Annotated in this window: 15 protein-coding genes; 13 read left to right on the forward strand and 2 right to left on the reverse strand. The window is 73.2% G+C overall.

The window, feature by feature from the left end:
• Window positions 1–78: 78 nt before the first annotated feature.
• From ACZ4E1_RS20830 to ACZ4E1_RS20860, 7 genes are all read left to right on the forward strand, one after another.
• Window positions 79–1,152 (forward strand): nitronate monooxygenase, encoded by a 1,074-nt coding sequence (locus tag ACZ4E1_RS20830; protein WP_467541170.1) that lies wholly within the window; start codon window positions 79–81, stop codon window positions 1,150–1,152.
• Window positions 1,149–1,895, forward strand: a complete 747-nt coding sequence (locus ACZ4E1_RS20835; protein WP_467541172.1) for a 16S rRNA (uracil(1498)-N(3))-methyltransferase — start codon at window positions 1,149–1,151, stop codon at window positions 1,893–1,895. The genes ACZ4E1_RS20830 and ACZ4E1_RS20835 overlap by 4 nt, the downstream gene beginning before the upstream one ends.
• Window positions 1,896–2,068: 173 nt before the next feature.
• Window positions 2,069–2,461 carry a VOC family protein gene (locus ACZ4E1_RS20840; protein ID WP_467541174.1) on the forward strand — a complete coding sequence of 131 codons (393 nt, stop codon included), beginning with the start codon at window positions 2,069–2,071 and terminating at the stop codon, window positions 2,459–2,461.
• Window positions 2,462–2,525: 64 nt separating this feature from the next.
• Entirely contained in the window at window positions 2,526–5,762 is a 3,237-nt protein-coding gene (locus ACZ4E1_RS20845) for a S41 family peptidase (protein WP_467541176.1), read from the forward strand.
• Between the two features lie 259 nt (window positions 5,763–6,021).
• Window positions 6,022–6,375, forward strand: a complete 354-nt coding sequence (locus tag ACZ4E1_RS20850) for a histidine triad nucleotide-binding protein (protein ID WP_467541178.1) — start codon at window positions 6,022–6,024, stop codon at window positions 6,373–6,375.
• 6 nt (window positions 6,376–6,381) lie between these two features.
• Entirely contained in the window at window positions 6,382–7,290 is a 909-nt protein-coding gene (locus ACZ4E1_RS20855; protein ID WP_467541180.1) for a ribonuclease Z, read from the forward strand.
• A 41-nt stretch (window positions 7,291–7,331) separates the two neighbouring features.
• Window positions 7,332–8,348, forward strand: a complete 1,017-nt coding sequence (locus ACZ4E1_RS20860) for an adenosine deaminase (protein ID WP_467541182.1) — start codon at window positions 7,332–7,334, stop codon at window positions 8,346–8,348.
• Window positions 8,349–8,355: 7 nt separating this feature from the next.
• On the opposite strand, the gene ACZ4E1_RS20865 is transcribed toward ACZ4E1_RS20860, so the two are convergent.
• Entirely contained in the window at window positions 8,356–9,669 is a 1,314-nt protein-coding gene (locus tag ACZ4E1_RS20865) for an MFS transporter (protein ID WP_467541184.1), read from the reverse strand.
• A gap of 294 nt (window positions 9,670–9,963) precedes the next feature.
• Here ACZ4E1_RS20865 and ACZ4E1_RS20870 point away from each other — a divergent pair, with 294 nt between their 5' ends.
• The 5 genes from ACZ4E1_RS20870 (at window position 9,964) to ACZ4E1_RS20890 (ending at window position 15,436) form a co-directional block, all read left to right on the forward strand.
• The gene (locus ACZ4E1_RS20870) at window positions 9,964–11,097 is read left to right on the forward strand and encodes a carbohydrate kinase family protein (protein WP_467541186.1); all 1,134 of its coding nucleotides are present in this window, start codon (window positions 9,964–9,966) and stop codon (window positions 11,095–11,097) included.
• Between the two features lie 120 nt (window positions 11,098–11,217).
• Window positions 11,218–13,299 (forward strand): PhoH family protein, encoded by a 2,082-nt coding sequence (locus ACZ4E1_RS20875; RefSeq protein ID WP_467541188.1) that lies wholly within the window; start codon window positions 11,218–11,220, stop codon window positions 13,297–13,299.
• 12 nt (window positions 13,300–13,311) lie between these two features.
• Window positions 13,312–13,809, forward strand: a complete 498-nt coding sequence (gene ybeY / locus ACZ4E1_RS20880; RefSeq protein ID WP_467541190.1) for an rRNA maturation RNase YbeY — start codon at window positions 13,312–13,314, stop codon at window positions 13,807–13,809.
• On the forward strand, window positions 13,806–15,086 hold the full coding sequence (locus ACZ4E1_RS20885; protein WP_467541192.1) for a hemolysin family protein: 1,281 nt from the start codon (window positions 13,806–13,808) through the stop codon (window positions 15,084–15,086). Before ybeY ends, ACZ4E1_RS20885 begins: the two co-directional genes overlap by 4 nt.
• Window positions 15,083–15,436 carry an MmcQ/YjbR family DNA-binding protein gene (locus tag ACZ4E1_RS20890; RefSeq protein WP_467541194.1) on the forward strand — a complete coding sequence of 118 codons (354 nt, stop codon included), beginning with the start codon at window positions 15,083–15,085 and terminating at the stop codon, window positions 15,434–15,436. Before ACZ4E1_RS20885 ends, ACZ4E1_RS20890 begins: the two co-directional genes overlap by 4 nt.
• Before the next feature lie 5 nt (window positions 15,437–15,441).
• Here the strand turns inward: ACZ4E1_RS20890 and ACZ4E1_RS20895 are convergent, their stop codons facing one another.
• Entirely contained in the window at window positions 15,442–17,904 is a 2,463-nt protein-coding gene (locus ACZ4E1_RS20895; RefSeq protein WP_467541197.1) for a helix-turn-helix transcriptional regulator, read from the reverse strand.
• A gap of 117 nt (window positions 17,905–18,021) precedes the next feature.
• Between ACZ4E1_RS20895 and ACZ4E1_RS20900 the strand changes: the two genes are divergently transcribed.
• A complete protein-coding gene (locus tag ACZ4E1_RS20900) occupies window positions 18,022–18,939 on the forward strand; it encodes an SDR family NAD(P)-dependent oxidoreductase (RefSeq protein WP_467541199.1) in 918 nt (305 codons plus the stop codon).
• The last annotated feature ends 7 nt before the right edge of the window (window positions 18,940–18,946 follow it).

Raw genomic sequence — 18,946 nt, forward strand, 5'->3', positions numbered from 1 at the left:
GGAGTTTGCTTTCCGGGCCCCTTTTGCGCGGGGCCGGGGCGATTCGGTCGGGCGGGGGTGACATGGCACGATGCCGGTATGTCCTCCGCGCTGAACGATCTCTTCCCCCACCCGATCGTGCAGGCCCCCATGGCGGGCGGCGCCTCCTGTCCCGAGCTCGTCGCCGCCGTGTCCGAGGCGGGCGGGCTGGGTTTCCTGGCCGCCGGGTACAAGACGGCCGACGGCATGTACCAGGAGATCAAGCAGGTGCGGGGGCTCACCGGGCACCCCTTCGGCGTCAACCTCTTCATGCCGCAGCCCGAGGTGGCCGACCCCGCCGCGGTCGACGTCTACCGGCATCAGCTCGCCGGTGAGGCCGGCTGGTACCGGACCCCGCTCGGCGACCCCGACGGAGGCCGCGACGACGGCTACGACGCCAAGCTCGCCATCCTCCTCGACGACCCCGTCCCGGTCGTCTCCTTCACCTTCGGCTGCCCCACCCGCGAGGTCGTCCACGCCCTCCAGCGCGTCGGCACCCGCGCCGTCGTCACCGTCACCACGGTCGAGGAGGCGCAGGCCGCGCAGGACGCCGCCGCCGACGCCGTCTGCGTCCAGGGCGTCGAGGCCGGCGGCCATCAGGGCACCCACCGCGACAACCCCGAGACGGACGGCGCCGGGATCGGCCTGCTGACCCTGGTCACCCAGGTCCGGGAGGCCGTACGGCTGCCGATCGTCGCGACCGGCGGCATCATGCGGGGCGCGCAGATCGCCGCGGTCCTCACCGCCGGCGCCGATCTCGCGCAGCTCGGCACCGCGTTCCTGGTCGCCCCCGAATCAGGGGCGCCCACCGTGCACAAGGAAGCCATGACCGATCCGTTGTTCACCCGTACCGAACTCACCCGCGCCTTCTCGGGGCGGCCCGCGCGCGGGCTCGTCAACCGGTTCCTGCGCGAGCACGGACCGTACGCGCCCGCCGCGTATCCGCAGGTCCACCACATGACCGCGCCGCTGCGCAAAGCCGCCGCGCGGGCCGGTGACCCGCAGGGCATGGCGCTCTGGGCCGGGCAGGGCCACCGGCTCGCCCGCGCGCTGCCCGCCGGGCAGCTCGTCGAGGTGCTCGCCGCCGAACTCGACGCCGCGCGTGCCGCGTCGGGTCAGCGGGGTGCGGCATGACGGCGCCGGTGTTCGTGGTCGAGGGCCCGGTGCCCGGCGACCGTACATACGTGCTCGACGGGGCGGAGGGGCGGCACGCCGTCTCCGTGAAGCGGTTGCGGGCCGGCGAGGAGGTCGTCCTCACCGACGGGCTCGGCGCCTGGACCGAGGCCGTCGTCGTGAGCAGCGAGGGCAAGGACCGGCTCGTCGTCGAGGCCGGGCCGGTACAGGTCGAGCCGGAGGAGCGGCCCCGGATCACCGTGGTGCAGGCGCTGCCCAAGGGGGACCGCGGGGAGCTCGCCGTCGAGACCATGACCGAGACCGGGGTCGACGCGATCGTGCCCTGGGCCGCGTCGCGGTGCATCACCCAGTGGCGGGGCGAGCGCGGGGTGAAGGCGCTCGGGAAGTGGCGGGCGACCGCGCGCGAGGCCGGCAAGCAGTCGCGCCGGGTCCGGTTCCCGGAGGTGGCCGAGCTCGCCTCCACGAAGGAGGTGGCGCGGCTGCTGGGTTCGGCGGATCTGGGTGTGGTGCTGCACGAGGACCGGGACTGTGTGAGCTCGGCGCTCGCGTCTGCGGATCTGCCGTCCGGCGGGGAGATCGTGCTGGTCGTCGGGCCCGAGGGTGGGGTTTCGCCGGAGGAGTTGAAGGTGTTCGGGGAGGCGGGGGCCGGGACGTATCGGTTGGGGCGGAGTGTGTTGCGGACCTCTACGGCGGGTACGGCGGCGGTTGCGTTGCTGTTGGGGCGGACCGGTCGCTGGGGGTGACCGGGTGTGCCGGTTCGGATGCGCGCCGTAGGTGGTTGCGTGTTCGTTGCCGGGTGCCGCCCGGTGGGGCTTCTCGCGCAGTTCCCCGCGCCCCTGAAGGGGCACACTCCGTGCGCCCCCAGGGGCGCTTCAATTCCAGCCCCTCATTCAGATGTTCGACGTAAAATGAGGGCATGGAACTTGCCCAGGTGCGGTTGCTGGTTTCCGATTTCGGAGCTTGTTATCGGTTCTACGCCGATGTGCTGGGGCTCAAGCCGCAGGCCGGCTCGGAGCAAGGGCCCTACGAGAAGTTCTCCCCCGCGGGCGGGGGCGCCGGGATCGCGTTGCAGGACCGGGCCATGATGGCCGAAGTCCTCGGCGAACTGGGCGATTCGGCGACAGGTCACCGCTCGCTCGTCGTGCTCCGCGTCGACGACCTCGACGCCTACTGCGAGGAGGTCGCCGGGCGCGGCGGCGTTCTCGTGCACGGGCCCGCACCCATGACGGACCGGATGCGCGTCGCCCACCTCAAGGACCCCGAGGACAACATCGTGGAGCTCCAGGAGTGGCTCCTGCTACGCGGCTGACGCTTCCCGGCCAAGTGATCAGAACGGGCTGACGGGGCCGGAGCGCAAATTTAGGGTGGGCGGGGTGACGAATCCTGCCTACCTCCGGTTCCCGCACCCGCACGGCGAGTTGGTGGTCTTCACCGCCGAGGACGACGTGTGGGCCGCGCCCCTCGACGGCGGCCGTGCCTGGCGGGTCAGCGCCGACAACGTGCCGGTGAACCACCCCCGCCTGTCGCCCGACGGCACCACCGTCGCCTGGACCTCGCGGCGCGACGGCGCCCCCGAGGTGCACATCGCCCCGGTCGACGGCGGACCGGCGAAACGGCTGACGCACTGGGGCAGTTGGACCACTTCGGTGCGCGGCTGGACCCCCGACGGGCGCGTCCTCGCCGTCACCACCCACGGCCAGGCCTCGCTGCGCCGCAGCTGGGCCCGGGCCGTCCCGCTCGACGGCGGCCCTGCCGAGACCCTGCCCTACGGTCCGGTCGGCGGCGTCGCGCACGGGCCCGACGGGCGGGTGCTGCTGCTGTCCGCGCCGATGGGCCGCGAGGCCGCCTGGTGGAAGCGGTACCGGGGCGGCACGGCCGGCAAGCTGTGGATCGACCGGAACGCCGAAGTCGCCGAGGGTGCAACGGAGTTCGAGCGGCTGCATCAGGAACTCGACGGGAACGTCGAGTGCCCGATGTGGGTCAGGGAGCGCGTCGCGTTCCTCAGCGACCACGAGGGCGTCGGCGCCGTGTACTCCTCCCTGCCCGACGGCTCCGACCTGCGCCGGCACACCCCGCTCGACGGTTTCTACGCCCGGCACGCGAGCACCGACGGCCACCGCGTCACCTACGCGAGCGCCGGCGAACTCTGGCTCCTCGACGGCCTCGACGCGAGCACCGAGCCCCGCCGGATCGACGTCCGGCTCGGCGGGCAGCGCACCGACCTCCAGCCGCGCCCCGTCGACGCCGCCCACTGGTTCGGCGACGCCTCGCCCGACCACACCGGACGCGGCAGCGCCGTCGCCGTGCGCGGCGCCGTCCACTGGGTCACCCACCGCTCCGGCCCCGCCCGCGCCCTCGCCGCCACGCCCGGCGTCCGCAACCGCCTCCCGTACACCTTCCGCGTCGACGGCGAGGAGCACGTGGTGTGGGTGACGGACGCCGAGGGCGACGACGCCCTGGAGTTCACGCCCGCCACCGGCGCCGCACCCGGCGCCACCCCGCGCCGGATCGGCGCCGGACGCCTCGGCCGCGTCCTCGCGCTGACCGTGTCGCCCGACGGGGGCCGCGTCGCCGTCGCCGCACACGACGGCCGCGTCCTCCTCGTCGAGCGGGACAGCGGAGACGTACGGGAGGTGGACCGCAGCGAGGACGGGCACGCGAGCGGGCTCACGTTCTCCCCGGACTCGGCGTGGCTCGCCTGGTCGCACCCCGGCCCGCACGGACTGCGCCAACTGAAGCTGGCCAACGCCACCGACCTCGCCGTCACCGAGGCGACCCCGCTGCGCTTCCGCGACTTCTCGCCCGCGTTCACCCTCGACGGCAAACACCTGGCGTTCCTGTCCGCCCGCGCCTTCGACCCGGTCTACGACGAGTACGCCTTCGACCTGGCCTTCGTCGGCGGCGTCCGCCCGTACCTGATCGCGCTCGCCGCGACGACCCCGTCCCCGTTCGGACCGCAGCGCCACGGGCGGCCGTTCGAACCCGTCGACAAGGACGAGACGCCCGACAGCGAGGGCGCGCCCGCCACCCGCGTCGACCTGGAGGGCCTCGTCGACCGGATCGTCCCGTTCCCCGTCGAGGCCGCCCGCTACTCGACGCTGCGCACCGCCAAGGACGGCGTCCTGTGGCTGCGGCACCCGGTGGCCGGAGTCCTCGGCGACTCCCGGGCCGGACGCGACGACCCCGCGGCCCCGTCCCGTCTGGAGCGCTACGACCTCGCCCAGCAGCGCCTCGAACAACTCGGCGCCGACGCCGATCACTTCGAGGTCACCGGCGACGGCAAGCGCGTCCTGCTGTGGACCGGCGAGGTCCTCAAACTCGTGCCCAGCGACCGGCGTCCCGCCCACGACGACGACAGCGACACGAACATCACCGTCGACCTCGCCCGCGTCTCCCAGACCCTCGACCCGGCCGCCGAGTGGCGTCAGATGTACGCGGAGACCGGCCGCCTGATGCGGGACAACTTCTGGCGCGCCGACATGAACGGCGTCGACTGGGACGGCGTCCTCGACCGCTACCGCCCGCTCCTCGACCGCGTCGCCACCCACGACGACCTCGTCGACCTGCTCTGGGAGGTGCAGGGCGAACTCGGCACCTCCCACGCTTACGTCACCCCGCGCGGCGGCGCCGGTGCCGCCGCGCGCCGCCAGGGGCTGCTCGGGGCCGACCTCTCCCGCCACGAGGACGGCACCTGGCGCGTCGACCGGGTGCTGCCCTCCGAGACCTCCGACCCGCGCGCCCGCTCGCCGCTGGCCGCGCCCGGCGTCGCCGTACGCGCCGGGGACGCCGTCGTCGCGGTCGGCGGGCGGCCCGTCGACCCCGTCACCGGGCCCGGGCCGCTGCTCGTCGGCACCGCGGACCGGCCCGTCGAGCTCACCGTCTCGCCCGCGGGCGGCGGCGACCCCCGGCACGTCGTCGTCGTGCCGCTCTCCGACGAGGAGCCGCTGCGCTACCACGCGTGGGTCGCGGACCGGCGGGCGTACGTCCACGAGCACTCGGGCGGGCGGCTCGGCTACCTCCACGTGCCGGACATGCAGGCGCCCGGCTGGGCGCAGATCCATCGGGACCTGAGCGTGGAGGTGGCGCGGGACGGGCTGATCGTCGACGTCCGCGAGAACCGGGGCGGGCACACCTCCCAACTCGTCGTCGAGAAGCTCGCCCGGCGGGTCGTCGGCTGGGACGTGCCGCGCGGCAGCCGGGCCTTCTCGTACCCGATGGACGCGCCGCGCGGTCCCGTCGTCGCCGTCGCCAACGAGTTCTCCGGGTCGGACGGGGACATCGTCAACGCGGCGATCAAGGCGCTCGGCATCGGGCCCGTCGTCGGGGTCCGTACGTGGGGTGGTGTCATCGGCATCGACAGCCGGTACCGGCTGGTGGACGGGACGCTCGTGACCCAGCCGAAGTATCCGATCTGGCTGGAGGGTTACGGGTGGGGCGTCGAGAACCACGGGGTCGATCCGGACGTGGAGGTCGTCGTCACGCCACAGGACCATGCGGCCGGTCGTGACCCGCAGTTGGACGAGGCGGTTCGCATTGCGTTGGCCGCGCTTGCGGAAAACCCGGCGAAGGAGCCTCCGGCGCTACCGGATCCGCCCCCGTCTGCGGGGTGACCCTCTCGTCGCGGGCTGCGGGCCGGTGGGGGCTGGTCGCGCAGTTCCCCGCGCCCCTGAAATGCAGACGCTTCGCGTCGCATTTCCCCGACGGGTGGCCGCCCGATGGAGATCGCGCACGAAGCGCGCATCTCCAGGGGCGCGGGGAACTGCGCGACCAGCCACACTCCACCCGCACTCGGCAACCCGCCCCGACCCGGCAGATACGATGCCGCCAGACCCGTACCCATCCGACCCGCACACAAAGGGGACCGCCACCGTGACTGGGGAACCGCAGGCCGACTGCCTGTTCTGCAAGATCGTCGCCGGGGACGTACCCGCCACGATCGTCCGCGAGACGCCGACCACCGTCGCGTTCCGCGACATCAACCCCCAGGCCCCGACCCACGTCCTGGTCATCCCGCGCGTCCACCACCCGGACGCCGCCGCCCTCGCCGCCGCGGAGCCCCAGATCGCCGCGGACGTGCTGCGCGAGGCCGGCGAGGTTGCCGTCGAGGAGAAGCTGGACAGCCACCGCATCGTGTTCAACACGGGCAGCGGCGCCGGCCAGACCGTGTTCCACGCGCACGCCCACGTGCTCGGTGGCCGCGGCCTCCAGTGGCCCCCCGGATAACCGACCGTGTCCGTACGTGAGTTCGTCGTCCTCGGCACCGCGAGCCAGGTGCCGACGCGGCACCGCAACCACAACGGCTACCTGCTGCGCTGGGACGCCGAGGGCATCCTCTTCGATCCCGGAGAGGGTACCCAGCGCCAGATGCTGCGGGCCGGGGTCGCCGCGCACGACCTGAACCGGATCTGCGTCACGCACTTCCACGGCGACCACTCCCTCGGCCTCGCGGGCGTCATCCAGCGCATCAACCTGGACCGGGTCCCGCACCCGGTGACGGCTCACTACCCGGCCTCCGGGCAGCGGTTCTTCGACCGGCTCCGGTACTCCACCGCGTACCGGGAGACGGTCCACATCGCCCAGGAGCCGGTCGCGGGGGAGGGCGCGGTGCTCGCCGAGACCCCCGCGTACCGGCTGGAGGCGCGACGCCTGTCGCACCCCGTCGAGTCCTACGGGTACCGGCTGGTGGAGCCCGACGGCCGCCGCATGCTGCCCGAGGCGCTCGCCGAGCACGGCATCGCCGGACCCGACGTGGGCCGCCTCCAGCGGGACGGCGAGCTGCGCGGCGTCACGCTCGACGACGTGAGCGAGGTGCGCCACGGGCAGCGTTTCGCCTTCGTGATGGACACGAGGATGTGCGCGGGCGTCCCGGAGCTCGCCGAGGGCTGCGATCTGCTCGTCATCGAGTCGACGTTCCTCGACGAGGACGAGCAGCTCGGTGCCGATCACGGGCATCTGACGGCAGGACAGGCGGCCCGCGTCGCCGCCGAGGCCGGGGTGCGGCACCTCGTGCTCACCCACTTCAGCCAGCGCTACTCCGACCCCGGCGAGTTCGAGCGGCAGGCGCGGGCCGCCGGGTACGAGGGCGAGCTGACCGTCGCCCGCGACCTCGACCGGGTACCGGTGCCCAAGCGCCGCTGAGCCGCCCCGGCACCGGGTCGGCCGCTGCGTACGATGGCCGGATGTCCCTCGCACCACTCGCCCGCATCCCCAAGGCCGAACTCCACCTGCACATCGAAGGCACCCTCGAACCCGAGCTGGCCTTCGAGCTCGCCGCGCGCAACGGCGTCACCCTGCCGTACGCCGACACCGAGGCGCTGCGGCAGGCCTACCTGTTCGAGGACCTGCAGTCCTTCCTCGACCTGTACTACGCGCTGATGGCCGTCCTCCTCACCGAGGACGACTTCGCGGATCTCGCCGACGCCTACCTCGCCCGCGCCGCCGAACAGGGCGTGCGGCACGCCGAGATCTTCTTCGACCCGCAGGCCCACATGGCGCGCGGCGTCGGGATGGGGACCGTCGTGGAAGGCCTCTCGCGGGCGCTCGCGCGCAGCGAGGAGCGGCACGGGATCTCCACGAAGCTCATCATGTGCTTCCTGCGCGACCGGTCCGCCGAGTCGGCGATGGAGACGCTGGAGGCCGCCAAGCCGCATCTCGACCGGATCGTGGGCGTCGGCCTCGACTCGGCCGAGGTCGGCAACCCCGCGTCCAAGTTCCGTGAGGTGTACGCGGCGGCCGGCGAGCTCGGGCTGCGCAAGGTCGCGCACGCGGGCGAGGAGGGCGACCCGTCGTACGTGTGGGAGGCCCTCGACGTGCTCGGTGTCGAGCGCGTCGACCACGGGCTGCGGTCCATGGAGGACCCGAAGCTCGTGGAGCGCCTGGTACGGGACCGGGTGCCGCTGACGCTGTGCCCGCTGTCGAACGTGCGGCTGCGGACGATCGACGTCCTGGAGGACCATCCGCTGCGCGCGATGATGGACGCCGGGCTGCTGTGCACCGTCAACTCCGACGACCCCGCCTACTTCGGCGGATACGTCGGGGACACCTTCCACGCCGTGCACGAGGCACTGGACATCGACCCCGAACGGGTGCGGGAGCTCGCCCGCAACTCGTTCGAGGCCTCCTTCCTCGACGGCAGCGAGGAGGACGAGGCCCGACGGGCCCGCTACCTCGCCGAGGTCGACGCCTACGAGTTCTGAGCGCCCGTCAGGACTGTGCCGTACGGGCCTGCGGGCCCGCCGCCGTGAAGTCGCCCTGGACCGGGTCCGGGGCGGCCTCCGCGACAGCCGCCGGCATCTCGATCTCCACCACCGACTGCTCGGGCACACCGGACGGCGGGACGATCGCGCCGACCGGGGCGCCGCTGCTGCGCCGGGCCGCACCCGCGAACAGGGGGCGCCCGCCGGTGTGCAGGGCGACCGCCGTGAGCGGCAGCGCGAGCAGGACGAGGAGCGTGGCGAGCGCCGCGCCCATCACCGGGAAGCCGACCGCCTGCGACAGCGAGCTGCCCACGAGCGGGCCGCAGGCCGTGCCCAGCGAGGACGCCGAGCCGACCAGGACCGCCCAGCGACCGCGCGGGTCGAGCGAGGCCGCCAGACCCAGCAGGTAGGAGAGCACCACCGGGTACAGGGTGTTCCAGGCGATCTCGCCGGTCGCGAAGGTGCCCAGTCCGTCCGCGCGGGCGCTGACCGCGATGCAGCAGGCGATCAGGGCCGTGCCGAGGCCGATGGGAAGGGCGCGGCCCAGCCGGGCACCGAGCGCGCCCGCGCCGATCACGCCGAGCAGCCCGGCGCCGAGCGCCACCGCGAACACGCTGCCGACCGTGATCTCGCTCAGGCCCGCCTGCTGGGTGCCGATGCGGCTGCTGACGCCCCACAGCGAGTTCTGGGCCATCGACCAGCACACGATCACCGCGGCCAGGACCAGGCCCGAACGGGCGTGGGGGAGCGGGGTGTGCGGGGCCTGGACCGGGCTGTTGTCGGGGGTCGCGGGCTCCGGCAGGCGGCTCGTCGCCGGCCACACCGCGAGGGCCGTCAGCGCGAGGGCCGCGAACGGGACCGCGTGGCCCGTACTGATCCTCGGGATCGTCAGATAGAGGGCGCCCGCGAGCGCCGAGACGCTCAACAGGCCCAGCGTGGACGCCCGGTGAGGGTCCTTCTGCGCGGCGATCCCCGTCGCGGCCACCGCCGTCGCGGTGCCCGAGCCGAAGCCGCCGAGCATCGCACCCGCGACGACCAGCGGGACGGTGCCGGTGAGCGCCGCCGTGCCGTAGCCGACGGCGGCCAGGAGCAGACCCGCGCGGGCCGCTCTGCGGGCGCCGATCCGTTCGACGCGGGACGCGAGCGTGAAGCCCGCGGTGGCCGAGCTCAGCAGCAGCGCGCTGCCGACGAGACCGGCCTGAGTGGGAGACAGTGCCAGGCTGTCGGCCACCCGGCCGACGACGGTGGGCAGCAGATAGGCGGCGAGATATCCGGCGGTGAAGAGGGCTACGAGAGCGGGCCGGGGGGTGCGCGACGACACGGGCGATCCTGGAGAACGGCCCCCTGCCTTGGACGCTGTTTTGGGCAAGGGGGTGGTAAGGCCGGGGGAGGGGGTGAACGCCGACGTCTTTGCGAACGGGACGGACCGGGGACGTCGGGTGCGGGCCAATTTGTATCAAGCGGGAAGGGGGTCGCGGGGGGCGAGGTGGTGTGAGCCGGGACACATCTGGTTTGGGTGGGGCGGGGGCGGGTAGCCGCGAGGTTTTCCTCGGGGTGGTCCTTCGTGACGGGTTGATGTCGGGACGCCGTCGGACGGGGGTGTTTCGGGCACACTGTGCGGACTCGTACCACCTGCAGGGAGCGTGATGTGAACCCCGCCGAAACGGACCGCACCGACCCCCTTGCCGCGCTGCGCCGGTCCGGCGACCCGGCCTGCGACGTCTATCTGACGGGGACCGTCTTCCTCGACATCGTGTTCACCGGGCTCGACAGCGCGCCCGTGCGCGGCACCGAGTCCTGGGCCCGCGGCATGGGGTCCAGCCCCGGAGGCGTCGCCAACATGGCCACCGCGCTGGCCCGGCTCGGGCTGCGGACCTCGCTCGCGGCGGCCTTCGGGGACGACCACTACGGCGAGTACTGCTGGGACACCCTGGAGCGCGGCGAGGGGATCGACCTCGGACTCTCGCGGACCGTCCCGGGATGGCACTCGCCGGTCACCGTCTCGATGGCGTACGAGGGCGAGCGGACCATGGTCAGCCACGGGCACGAGCCGCCGCCGGAGGAGCCCGCGCCCCGCTGCCCGCCGCCGGCCCGGGCGGCCGTGGCCTCTCTTGTCCCCGGGGTCTCCGCGCCCTGGGTGGCGGACGCGGCGCGGGCCGGGACGCGGATCTTCGCCGACGTGGGCTGGGACGACACCGGACGGTGGGATCTGGGGGCCCTGGGGGACCTCGGGCAGTGCGAGGCCTTTCTGCCGAACGCGGAGGAGGCCATGCGGTACACGGGGACGTCCTGTCCCCGGGCCGCCGCGCACGCGCTGACGGAGCATGTGCCCCTCGCCGTGGTGACGCTCGGGGCGGAGGGCGCCTACGCGGTGGACGGGCGGACCGGGGAGACCGCGTCCGTGCCGGCGATCGAGGTCGAGGCGATGGATCCGACCGGGGCGGGGGACGTGTTCGTCGCCGGGTTCGTCACCAGCACGCTGGCCGGCTGGCCGCTGGCGGACCGGCTGGCCTTCGCGGGGCTCACGGCGGCCCTCTCGGTGCAGGAGTTCGGCGGGTCCCTGTCGGCGCCGGGGTGGTCGGAGATCGGGGCGTGGTGGCGGCAGATCCAGGCGTACGAGGAGCGCGGGGCGCAGGATCCGGCGGCCCTGGAGCGGTACGCCTTTCTCGAGCCGCTGGTGCCGGAGGGCGTGCGGCCGTGGCCGCTGCTGCGGGCCGTGCCGACCATCGGGTTCGGCCGCTCCATGTGAGCGCGCGCGGGCGGGGCGGGGCGCCGGAAAACGGCTCGGTCGGCGAGGTGGGGGCGTCGTACTCTTGAACGCGTCAGACCACGGCTGTCACAAGGAGACTGCGGCCCCCTGGGCCCGCCCATGACGCAGACATCTACCCGCGCGCAGTTCACCGTTCCCGCGAAGCACCCCATGGTCGAGGTGCTCGGTTCGGGCGACGCGCTGCTGCGAGTCATCGAGAGGGCCTTCCCGGAGGCCGACATCCATGTCCGGGGCAATGAGGTCAGCGCGGTGGGTGAGCCGCGGGACGTGGCGCTCATCCAGCGGCTGTTCGACGAGATGGTGCTGGTGCTGAGGACGGGGGCTCCGATGTCGGAGGATGCGGTCGAGCGGTCGATTGCGATGCTGAAGGGCGAGGGGGAGGAAACTCCGGCGGAGGTTCTCACGCAGAACATTCTGTCGTCGCGGGGGCGGACCATCCGTCCGAAGACGCTCAACCAGAAGCGCTATGTCGACGCCATCGACAAGCACACGATCGTCTTCGGGATCGGCCCCGCCGGTACCGGCAAGACCTACCTGGCCATGGCCAAGGCCGTGCAGGCGCTGCAGAGCAAGCAGGTCAACCGAATCATCCTGACCCGGCCCGCGGTCGAGGCCGGCGAGCGCCTGGGATTCCTCCCCGGGACGCTCTACGAGAAGATCGACCCCTATCTGCGCCCCCTCTACGACGCGCTGCACGACATGCTGGACCCGGACTCGATCCCGCGTCTGATGGCAGCGGGCACGATCGAGGTGGCCCCGCTGGCGTACATGCGTGGTCGCGCCCAGCCGCTGTTCACGAACGTCCTGACGCCGGACGGCTGGCGGCCCATCGGGGATCTCCAGGTCGGTGACCTGGTCGTCGGCTCGAACGGTGAGCCGACCCCGGTGCTCGGCGTCTATCCGCAGGGTGAGAAGGACATCTACCGTGTCACCGCCCAGGACGGCTCCTGGACGCTGGCCTGCGGGGAGCATCTCTGGACGGTCAGAACGCGTGACGACGCCCGCCGCGACAAGCCGTGGCGGGTCCTGGAGACCCAGGAGATGATCGGCAATCTGAGGGCCGCGCACGCGCGACGTTACGAGCTGCCGATGCTGACCGCTCCGGTGGAGTTCCCCGCGCGCGAGGTCCCGATGGACCCGTACGCGCTGGGGCTGTTGCTGGGTGACGGCTGTCTGACGGGCTCGACGACACCGTCGTTCTCGACGGAGGACGGGGAGCTCGCGGAGGCGCTCGACGCCGTGCTGCCGGGTGTCACGGTGCGCCACAAGCAGGGGCCTGACTACGTCCTCAACCGGATCAAGTCGCCCGGCGACACCGTCACGATCGAGAACCCGGTCACGGGCATGCTGCGTCAGCTGGACCTGATCGGCACGCGCTCCCACTCCAAGTTCGTCCCGGACGAGTACCTGTACAACACCTCGGAGGTCCGCCTCGGCGTGCTTCAGGGGCTCCTCGACTCCGATGGCGGCCCGGTCACGCAGCAGGACCGCACCTGCCGCATCCAGTTCTCGACGACGTCGATCCTTCTGCGCGACGACATCATCGCCCTGGTCCAGTCGCTCGGCGGTGTCGCGTACACCCGCCGTCGCCTTGCCGAGGACCGCAAGCAGGGCACGGCGCTGGCCGCCCACCGCTACGACTCCCACGTCGTGGACATCCGCCTTCCCGAAGGCATCGAACCCTTCCGCCTCGCCCGTAAGCGCGACAAGTACCACGCGGCTGGTGGGGGCGGGCGCCCGATGCGTTTCATCGACTCGATCGAGCCTGCGGGCCGCGAGGAGACGGTCTGCATCCAGGTGGCGGCCGAAGACTCCCTGTACGTCACGCAGGACTACCTGCTGACGCACAACACGCTCAACGACGCCTTCATCATCCTGGACGAGGCGCAGAACACCAGCCCCGAGCAGATGAAGATGTTCCTCACGCGGCTCGGGTTCGAGTCGAAGATCGTCATCACCGGTGACGTGACGCAGGTCGACCTGCCGGGTGGGACCAAGAGCGGGCTGCGGCAGGTGCAGGAGATCCTCGAAGGGGTCCCCGACGTGCACTTCTCGCGGCTGTCGTCGCAGGATGTCGTCCGGCACAAGCTGGTCGGCCGTATCGTCGACGCGTACGAGAAGTACGACACCGAGCACGGTACGGAGAACGGCACCCACCAGGGCCGCCCCAGAGGGAAGTAGAACGACTGCGTCATGTCGATCGACGTCAACAACGAGTCCGGCACCGAGGTCGACGAGCAGGCGATCCTCGACATCGCCCGCTACGCGCTGATGAGGATGCGCATCCACCCGCTCTCCGAGCTCTCGGTGATCGTGGTGGACGCCGACGCCATGGAGCAGCTCCATGTGCAGTGGATGGACCTGCCGGGGCCCACGGACGTCATGTCCTTCCCCATGGACGAGCTGCGGCCGCCCCAGAAGGACGACGAGGAGCCCCCGCAGGGCCTGCTCGGGGACATCGTGCTGTGCCCCGAGGTGGCGAAGAAGCAGGGTGAGGACGCGCCGACCCAGCACTCCATGGACGAGGAGCTTCAGCTGCTGACCGTCCACGGCGTGCTGCACCTGTTGGGCTACGACCACGAGGAGCCCGACGAGAAGGCCGAGATGTTCGGTCTCCAGGCGGCGATCGTGGACGGGTGGCGCGGTGAGAAGGGGCTGACGGGGCCGTCGCCGGCGCCGACCGTGTCATGAGCTTCTCGTTGATCGCCGGCGCTGTCGCGCTGGTTGTCGTGGCCTGGCTCGCCGCCTGTGCCGAGGCCGGGCTCGCGCGGGTCTCCAGCTTCCGGGCCGAGGAGGCCGTGCGGTCCGGGCGGCGGGGCGGGGTCAAGCTCGCCCAGGTCGCGGCGGATCCGACGCGCTATCTGAACGTGGCCCTGCTGGTGCGCGTCGCCTGCGAGATGGCCGCCGCGGCCCTGGTGACGTACGCCTGTCTCGAGGAGTTCCGCGAGACCTGGCAGGCGCTGCTGGTCGCCATCGGGGTCATGGTGCTCGTCTCGTACGTGGCCGTGGGTGTCTCCCCGCGGACCATCGGGCGCCAGCATCCGCTGAACACGGCCACGGCGGCGGCGTACGTGCTGCTGCCGCTGGCCCGGATCATGGGGCCCATCCCCTCGCTGCTCATCCTGATCGGCAACGCGCTGACCCCCGGCAAGGGCTTCCGGCGCGGACCGTTCGCCTCCGAGGCCGAGCTGCGGGCCATGGTCGACCTCGCCGAGAAGGAGTCCCTCATCGAGGACGAGGAGCGCCGCATGGTGCACTCCGTCTTCGAGCTCGGCGACACCCTCGTGCGCGAGGTCATGGTGCCGCGCACCGATCTCGTGGTCATCGAGCGGTACAAGACCATCCGGCAGGCGCTGACCCTGGCGCTGCGGTCCGGGTTCTCGCGGATTCCCGTGGTCGGGGAGAGCGAGGACGACGTGGTGGGCATCGTGTATCTGAAGGATCTGGTGCGCAAGACGCACATCTCCCGGGACGCCGAGGCCGAGCTGGTCTCCACGGCGATGAGGCCCGCCGCGTTCGTTCCGGACACCAAGAACGCCGGCGATCTGCTGCGCGAGATGCAGCAGCTGCGCAATCACGTCGCTGTCGTCATCGACGAGTACGGCGGCACGGCCGGCATCGTGACCATCGAGGACATTCTCGAGGAGATCGTCGGGGAGATCACGGACGAGTACGACCGTGAGCTGCCGCCCGTGGAGGAGCTGGGCGACGACCGGTTCCGGGTCACCGCGCGGCTCGACATCGGGGACCTCGGCGAGCTGTACGGCCTGGAGGAGTTCGACGACGAGGACGTGGAGACCGTGGGCGGGCTGCTCGCCAAGGCTCTGGGCCGGGTGCCCATCGCGGGTGCCTCCGCGACGGTCGAGCTGCCCGACGGGCGGGTGCTGCGGCTGACCGCCGAGGCACCGGCCGGCCGGCGGAACAAGATCGTCACCGTGCTCAGTGAACCGGTGGAGGGCAAGGAGTGACTCCGGAGGAGCTGCGGGGTTTTTGCCTCTCCTTCAACGCCGCGGTCGAGGAGTTCCCCTTCCGGCCCGAGATCTCCGTGTTCAAGGTGCTGGGGAAGATGTTCGCCCTCAGCCATCTGGACGGGGATCCGCTGACCGTCAATCTGAAGTGTGATCCGGAGGACGCCGTCCGGCTCCGGACCCGGTACGAGGGGCTCGTCGTGCCCGGGTGGCACATGAACAAGCGGCACTGGAACACCGTCAGCGTGGGCGAGTTGCCCGAGCGGGTGGTGCGTGAGCTCATCGAGGACTCGTACGACCTCGTGGTCGCCGGACTGCCCCGGGCGGAGCGGCTCAAGCTCGATCGCTGACCGCGTCAGAGGTTCAGGTCGCGCAGCTGGGCGCGGGACGTGATGCCCAGCTTCGGGAACAGCTTGTAGAGGTGGTAGCCCGCCGTCCGGGGACTCATGGTGAGGCGGGCGCCGATCTCCTTGTTCGACAGGCCCTGGGCCGCCAGCCGGGCCACCTCGTGCTCCTGGGGCGTGAGGTGCGGCAGGGCGGTGGGGGCCGCGCCGCCCGCCGCGCGCAGTTCGGCGCGGGCCCGGTCCCGCCAGACCGTCAGACCCAGGCCTTCGAAGAGGGCCGCGGCACGGCGCAGATGTTCCCGGGCCGCCGCGGCTTTGCGGGCCCGGCGGAGGTGCTCGCCGTGGGCGAGTGCGGCCCTGGCCCGGACGAACGGGTCCGCGGCGGACCCGTCGGCCTCGGCTCCGGGGTCCGCCCCCAGCGCCTGCGCCAGGTCAGGGGCGCTGAGGCGGGCGATTCTGCGGTGGATGCGCGGGACGGGCAGCAGATGTTCGGCCGCCTCCGCCGTGTCGCCCTGGGCCAGGGACAGGAGCGCGCGGGCCCAGGAGGCCTCGGCCTGCGCCGCCCGGTTGCGCAGGGGCAGGGCCAGGGCCGTCGCCTCGTCCGCGTACGTGCGGCAGGCCGGGTCCGCGTGCAGGGCCGCGATGCGGGCGAGCAGGGCCAGGGCGTCGGCCCGTGCCACCGGCTGGTCCAGGTCCCGGGTGCAGCGCAGCGCCTCCTGCGCGTGCTCGGCCGCCGCCGCGATCCGGCCCGTGCGGCACTCCAGGTCGGCCAGCCACAGCAGGGGGCGCGGGAGCAGGGCCTGGACTCCCTCGGCGGCGATCTCCGCGCACGCCCTTTCGGCGAAGTCCCGTACGAGCGCCGGGTCCGGGGCGTCGCGGGTGATCGCGAGGGGCCACAGCCAGCGGTGCACCCGGCTCGTGCCCAGCTCCTCGGGGGCGGCCTCCAGGACGGCCCAGGGATCGTGGTGGGCGCCGGGGCCGGCGGCGAGCAGGCGTCCGTACGCGTGGTGGCGGGGCGGCAGGTCGAGGGTGGTGATCCGCAGGGCGGTGCGGCGCAGGTCCTCGTCCAGGCCCGCGTGTTCGGCCGCGTCGCAGGCCATGAAGAGCAGGGCCGCCGCGGCCGCGGGGGCGTGTGCGGCGTGCGTCTCGGCGGCGCGGACCAACTGCCGCAGGGCGCCCGGCTGGTCGCCCGAGGAGTAGGCGATCAGGCCTTCCAGGCGGGCGAGTTCGGGGGAGCCCCCGTCGGTGCGGGCCGCCAGGGTGCGGGCCTCCTCCGGGTGGCCCGACTTCCAGGCGGCGTGGGCCGCGGACGCGAAGCGGCGGGTGCGGTGCGCCGGGTCCGGGCTCAGTTCCGCGGCGCGGGTCAGCACCGTGGTGGCGGCGGTGAGGCCGCCGCGTCCGGCGATCGCGTCGGCGTCGCGCTCCAGGGCCGCCGCGAGGTCCTCGTCGGGCTCCGTCGCGGCCAGCGCCCGGTGCCGGAGCGCCTCGTGCCCGGTGAGGGTGAGGGCCAGGGCCCGGTGGACGCGGGCCCGGTCCGCGGACGGGGCGTCGGCGTAGAGAACGGAACGCAGCAGGGGGTGGCGGAAGCGCAGGGTGGGGCCCGTGACGTCGAGGAGGCCGGCGGTCTCGGCGCCGGCCAGTGCCGTCGCGGGGAGCTTCAGGTGACGGGCGGCGGCGAGGACGGATGCGGTCGCGCCCCGGCTCTCGGCCGCGGCGGTGAGCAGCAGGGTCCGGGTGTCCGCCGGCAGGTCGCGGGCGCGGTCCGCGAAGGCCGAGCGCAGCCGGTCGGGCAGGGGCGCCGGGCCGGGCTCGGGGAGTTCGGTCAGGGCGAGCGGATTGCCTTCGGCCGCCGCGATCAGGGCCGCCGTGTGCGCGCCGCGCACCCCGCGCGCGTCGAGCAGGGCGCGGGCGGCGTCCGCGTCGATCCCGGTGAGGTTCAGGGTGGGCAGGTCGTGCCGCTCCGGGCCCGTGCGGGCGGCCAGGAGGACGGCGGTGCCGGGGACCGGTCGGCGGGCGAGGAACAGGAGCGCGCCGCGGGTCGCCGGGTCGAGGTCCGGGACGTCGTCCGCGACGAGCAGCACCGGGGCGGGGAGGGCGGCGAGGAGGGTGCGCAGCGCGGTGCGGACCGTGAGTTCGCCGGTCTGCGCGGTGGGCGGGCACAGGCCCAGGGCTTCGGTGAGGGCCCTGCGCTGGAAGTCGGGGAGGGACTGCGTGTGGTCCAGGACCGGGGTCAGGAGGTCCAGGAGGCCGCTGAAGGGGAGCGCGGCGTCCGGTTCGCCGCCCGCGCAGCGCAGCACCGTGGTGCGCGGGCGGTGGTCCATGGCGTGGGCCACGGCGTCGTCGAGCAGGGCGGTCTTTCCGGTGCCCACGTCGCCGCGCAGCAGCAGGACCGGACCGGTCTGCGCGTCGGTGACCAGCGCGTGCAGCAGGGCCCGTTCGCGCCGGCGCCCGTACAACTCCTGTTTCCTCGGCACGTCTTGAGGCTAACCGGACCGGTCGAAGTGACGGATGCCCGGTGCGGGTGGGGTGGCCGAGAGTCGAAGGCGTCCAGACGAGAAGGTCCGGAGGTTTCCGGAGAGATGGAGTTCCCCATGCCCGCGAGTTCGTTCAGCCGCCGTGCCGCGCTCTCCGGCGCCGTGGCCGCCGCCGCGACGGTCGCCGCCGCGCCCCGGGCGCGGGCCGCGGACGCGCCCGGCCGCCGGTTCGCCGGGAAGGTCGTCGTCGTCACCGGAGCCACGTCCGGCATCGGCCGGGCCACCGCGAGGGCGTTCGCCGCCGAGGGCGCCCGGGTCGGCTTCTGCGGGCGCCGGAGGGAGCTGGGCCGGGAGGTGGAGCGGGAGATCCGGCAGGCGGGCGGCGAGGCCACGTACCTGCACGCGGACGTCCGGGAGGCCGAGCAGGTCGAGGCGTTCGTGGACGGGATCGCCCGGCGCTACGGCGGGCTCGACATCGCTTTCAACAACGCCGGGGTCGAGACGTCCAAGGCCCTGCACGAGATGACCGTCGCCGAGTGGGACGACCTCCTCGCCACGAACGAGCGGGGCGTCTTCCTCGGCGTGAAGTACGAGATCCCGCATCTGCTGCGGCGCGGCGGCGGCGTCATCGTGTGCACGTCGTCGGCGGGCGCGGAGCGGGTCAGGCCCGGACACGCGGCGTACGCGGCGAGCAAGCGCGGCGTCGAGGGCATCGTGCGCGCCGCCGCGATGGACTACGGGGACCGGGGTGTGCGGATCAACGCGATCCGGCCCGGCACGACCGACACCCCGCTGGTGCGCCCGGCCGGGGTGCCGGACGCCGACTGGGAGGCGTTCAAGAAGGCGTGGGGGCCGCTGAACGTCGCCGGGCTGCGCCGGATGGCGACGGCGCGGGACATCGCGGCCGCCGTGCTCGCGCTCGCCGGGGACGATCTCGGCTATGTGACCGGCGCGGAGATCGCCGTGGACGGCGGCACGACGGCGGGCGGCCCGCAGGTGTGGCCGCAGGGCTTCCCGAAGCCGCCGGGTGTGTGAGCCCGGG

Source organism: Streptomyces sp. NPDC025806 (assembly GCF_055558275.1).

Bases quoted from the DNA above. Each gene is read 5' to 3' on its own strand.
- ACZ4E1_RS20840 (WP_467541174.1), top strand. From the start codon at position 2,069: ATGGAACTTGCCCAGGTGCGGTTGCTGGTTTCCGATTTCGGAGCTTGT.
- ACZ4E1_RS20835 (WP_467541172.1), top strand. From the start codon at position 1,149: ATGACGGCGCCGGTGTTCGTGGTCGAGGGCCCGGTGCCCGGCGACCGT.
- ACZ4E1_RS20860 (WP_467541182.1), top strand. From the start codon at position 7,332: ATGTCCCTCGCACCACTCGCCCGCATCCCCAAGGCCGAACTCCACCTG.
- ybeY (WP_467541190.1), top strand. From the start codon at position 13,312: ATGTCGATCGACGTCAACAACGAGTCCGGCACCGAGGTCGACGAGCAG.
- ACZ4E1_RS20885 (WP_467541192.1), top strand. From the start codon at position 13,806: ATGAGCTTCTCGTTGATCGCCGGCGCTGTCGCGCTGGTTGTCGTGGCC.
- ACZ4E1_RS20900 (WP_467541199.1), top strand. From the start codon at position 18,022: ATGCCCGCGAGTTCGTTCAGCCGCCGTGCCGCGCTCTCCGGCGCCGTG.
- ACZ4E1_RS20875 (WP_467541188.1), top strand. From the start codon at position 11,218: ATGACGCAGACATCTACCCGCGCGCAGTTCACCGTTCCCGCGAAGCAC.
- ACZ4E1_RS20830 (WP_467541170.1), top strand. From the start codon at position 79: ATGTCCTCCGCGCTGAACGATCTCTTCCCCCACCCGATCGTGCAGGCC.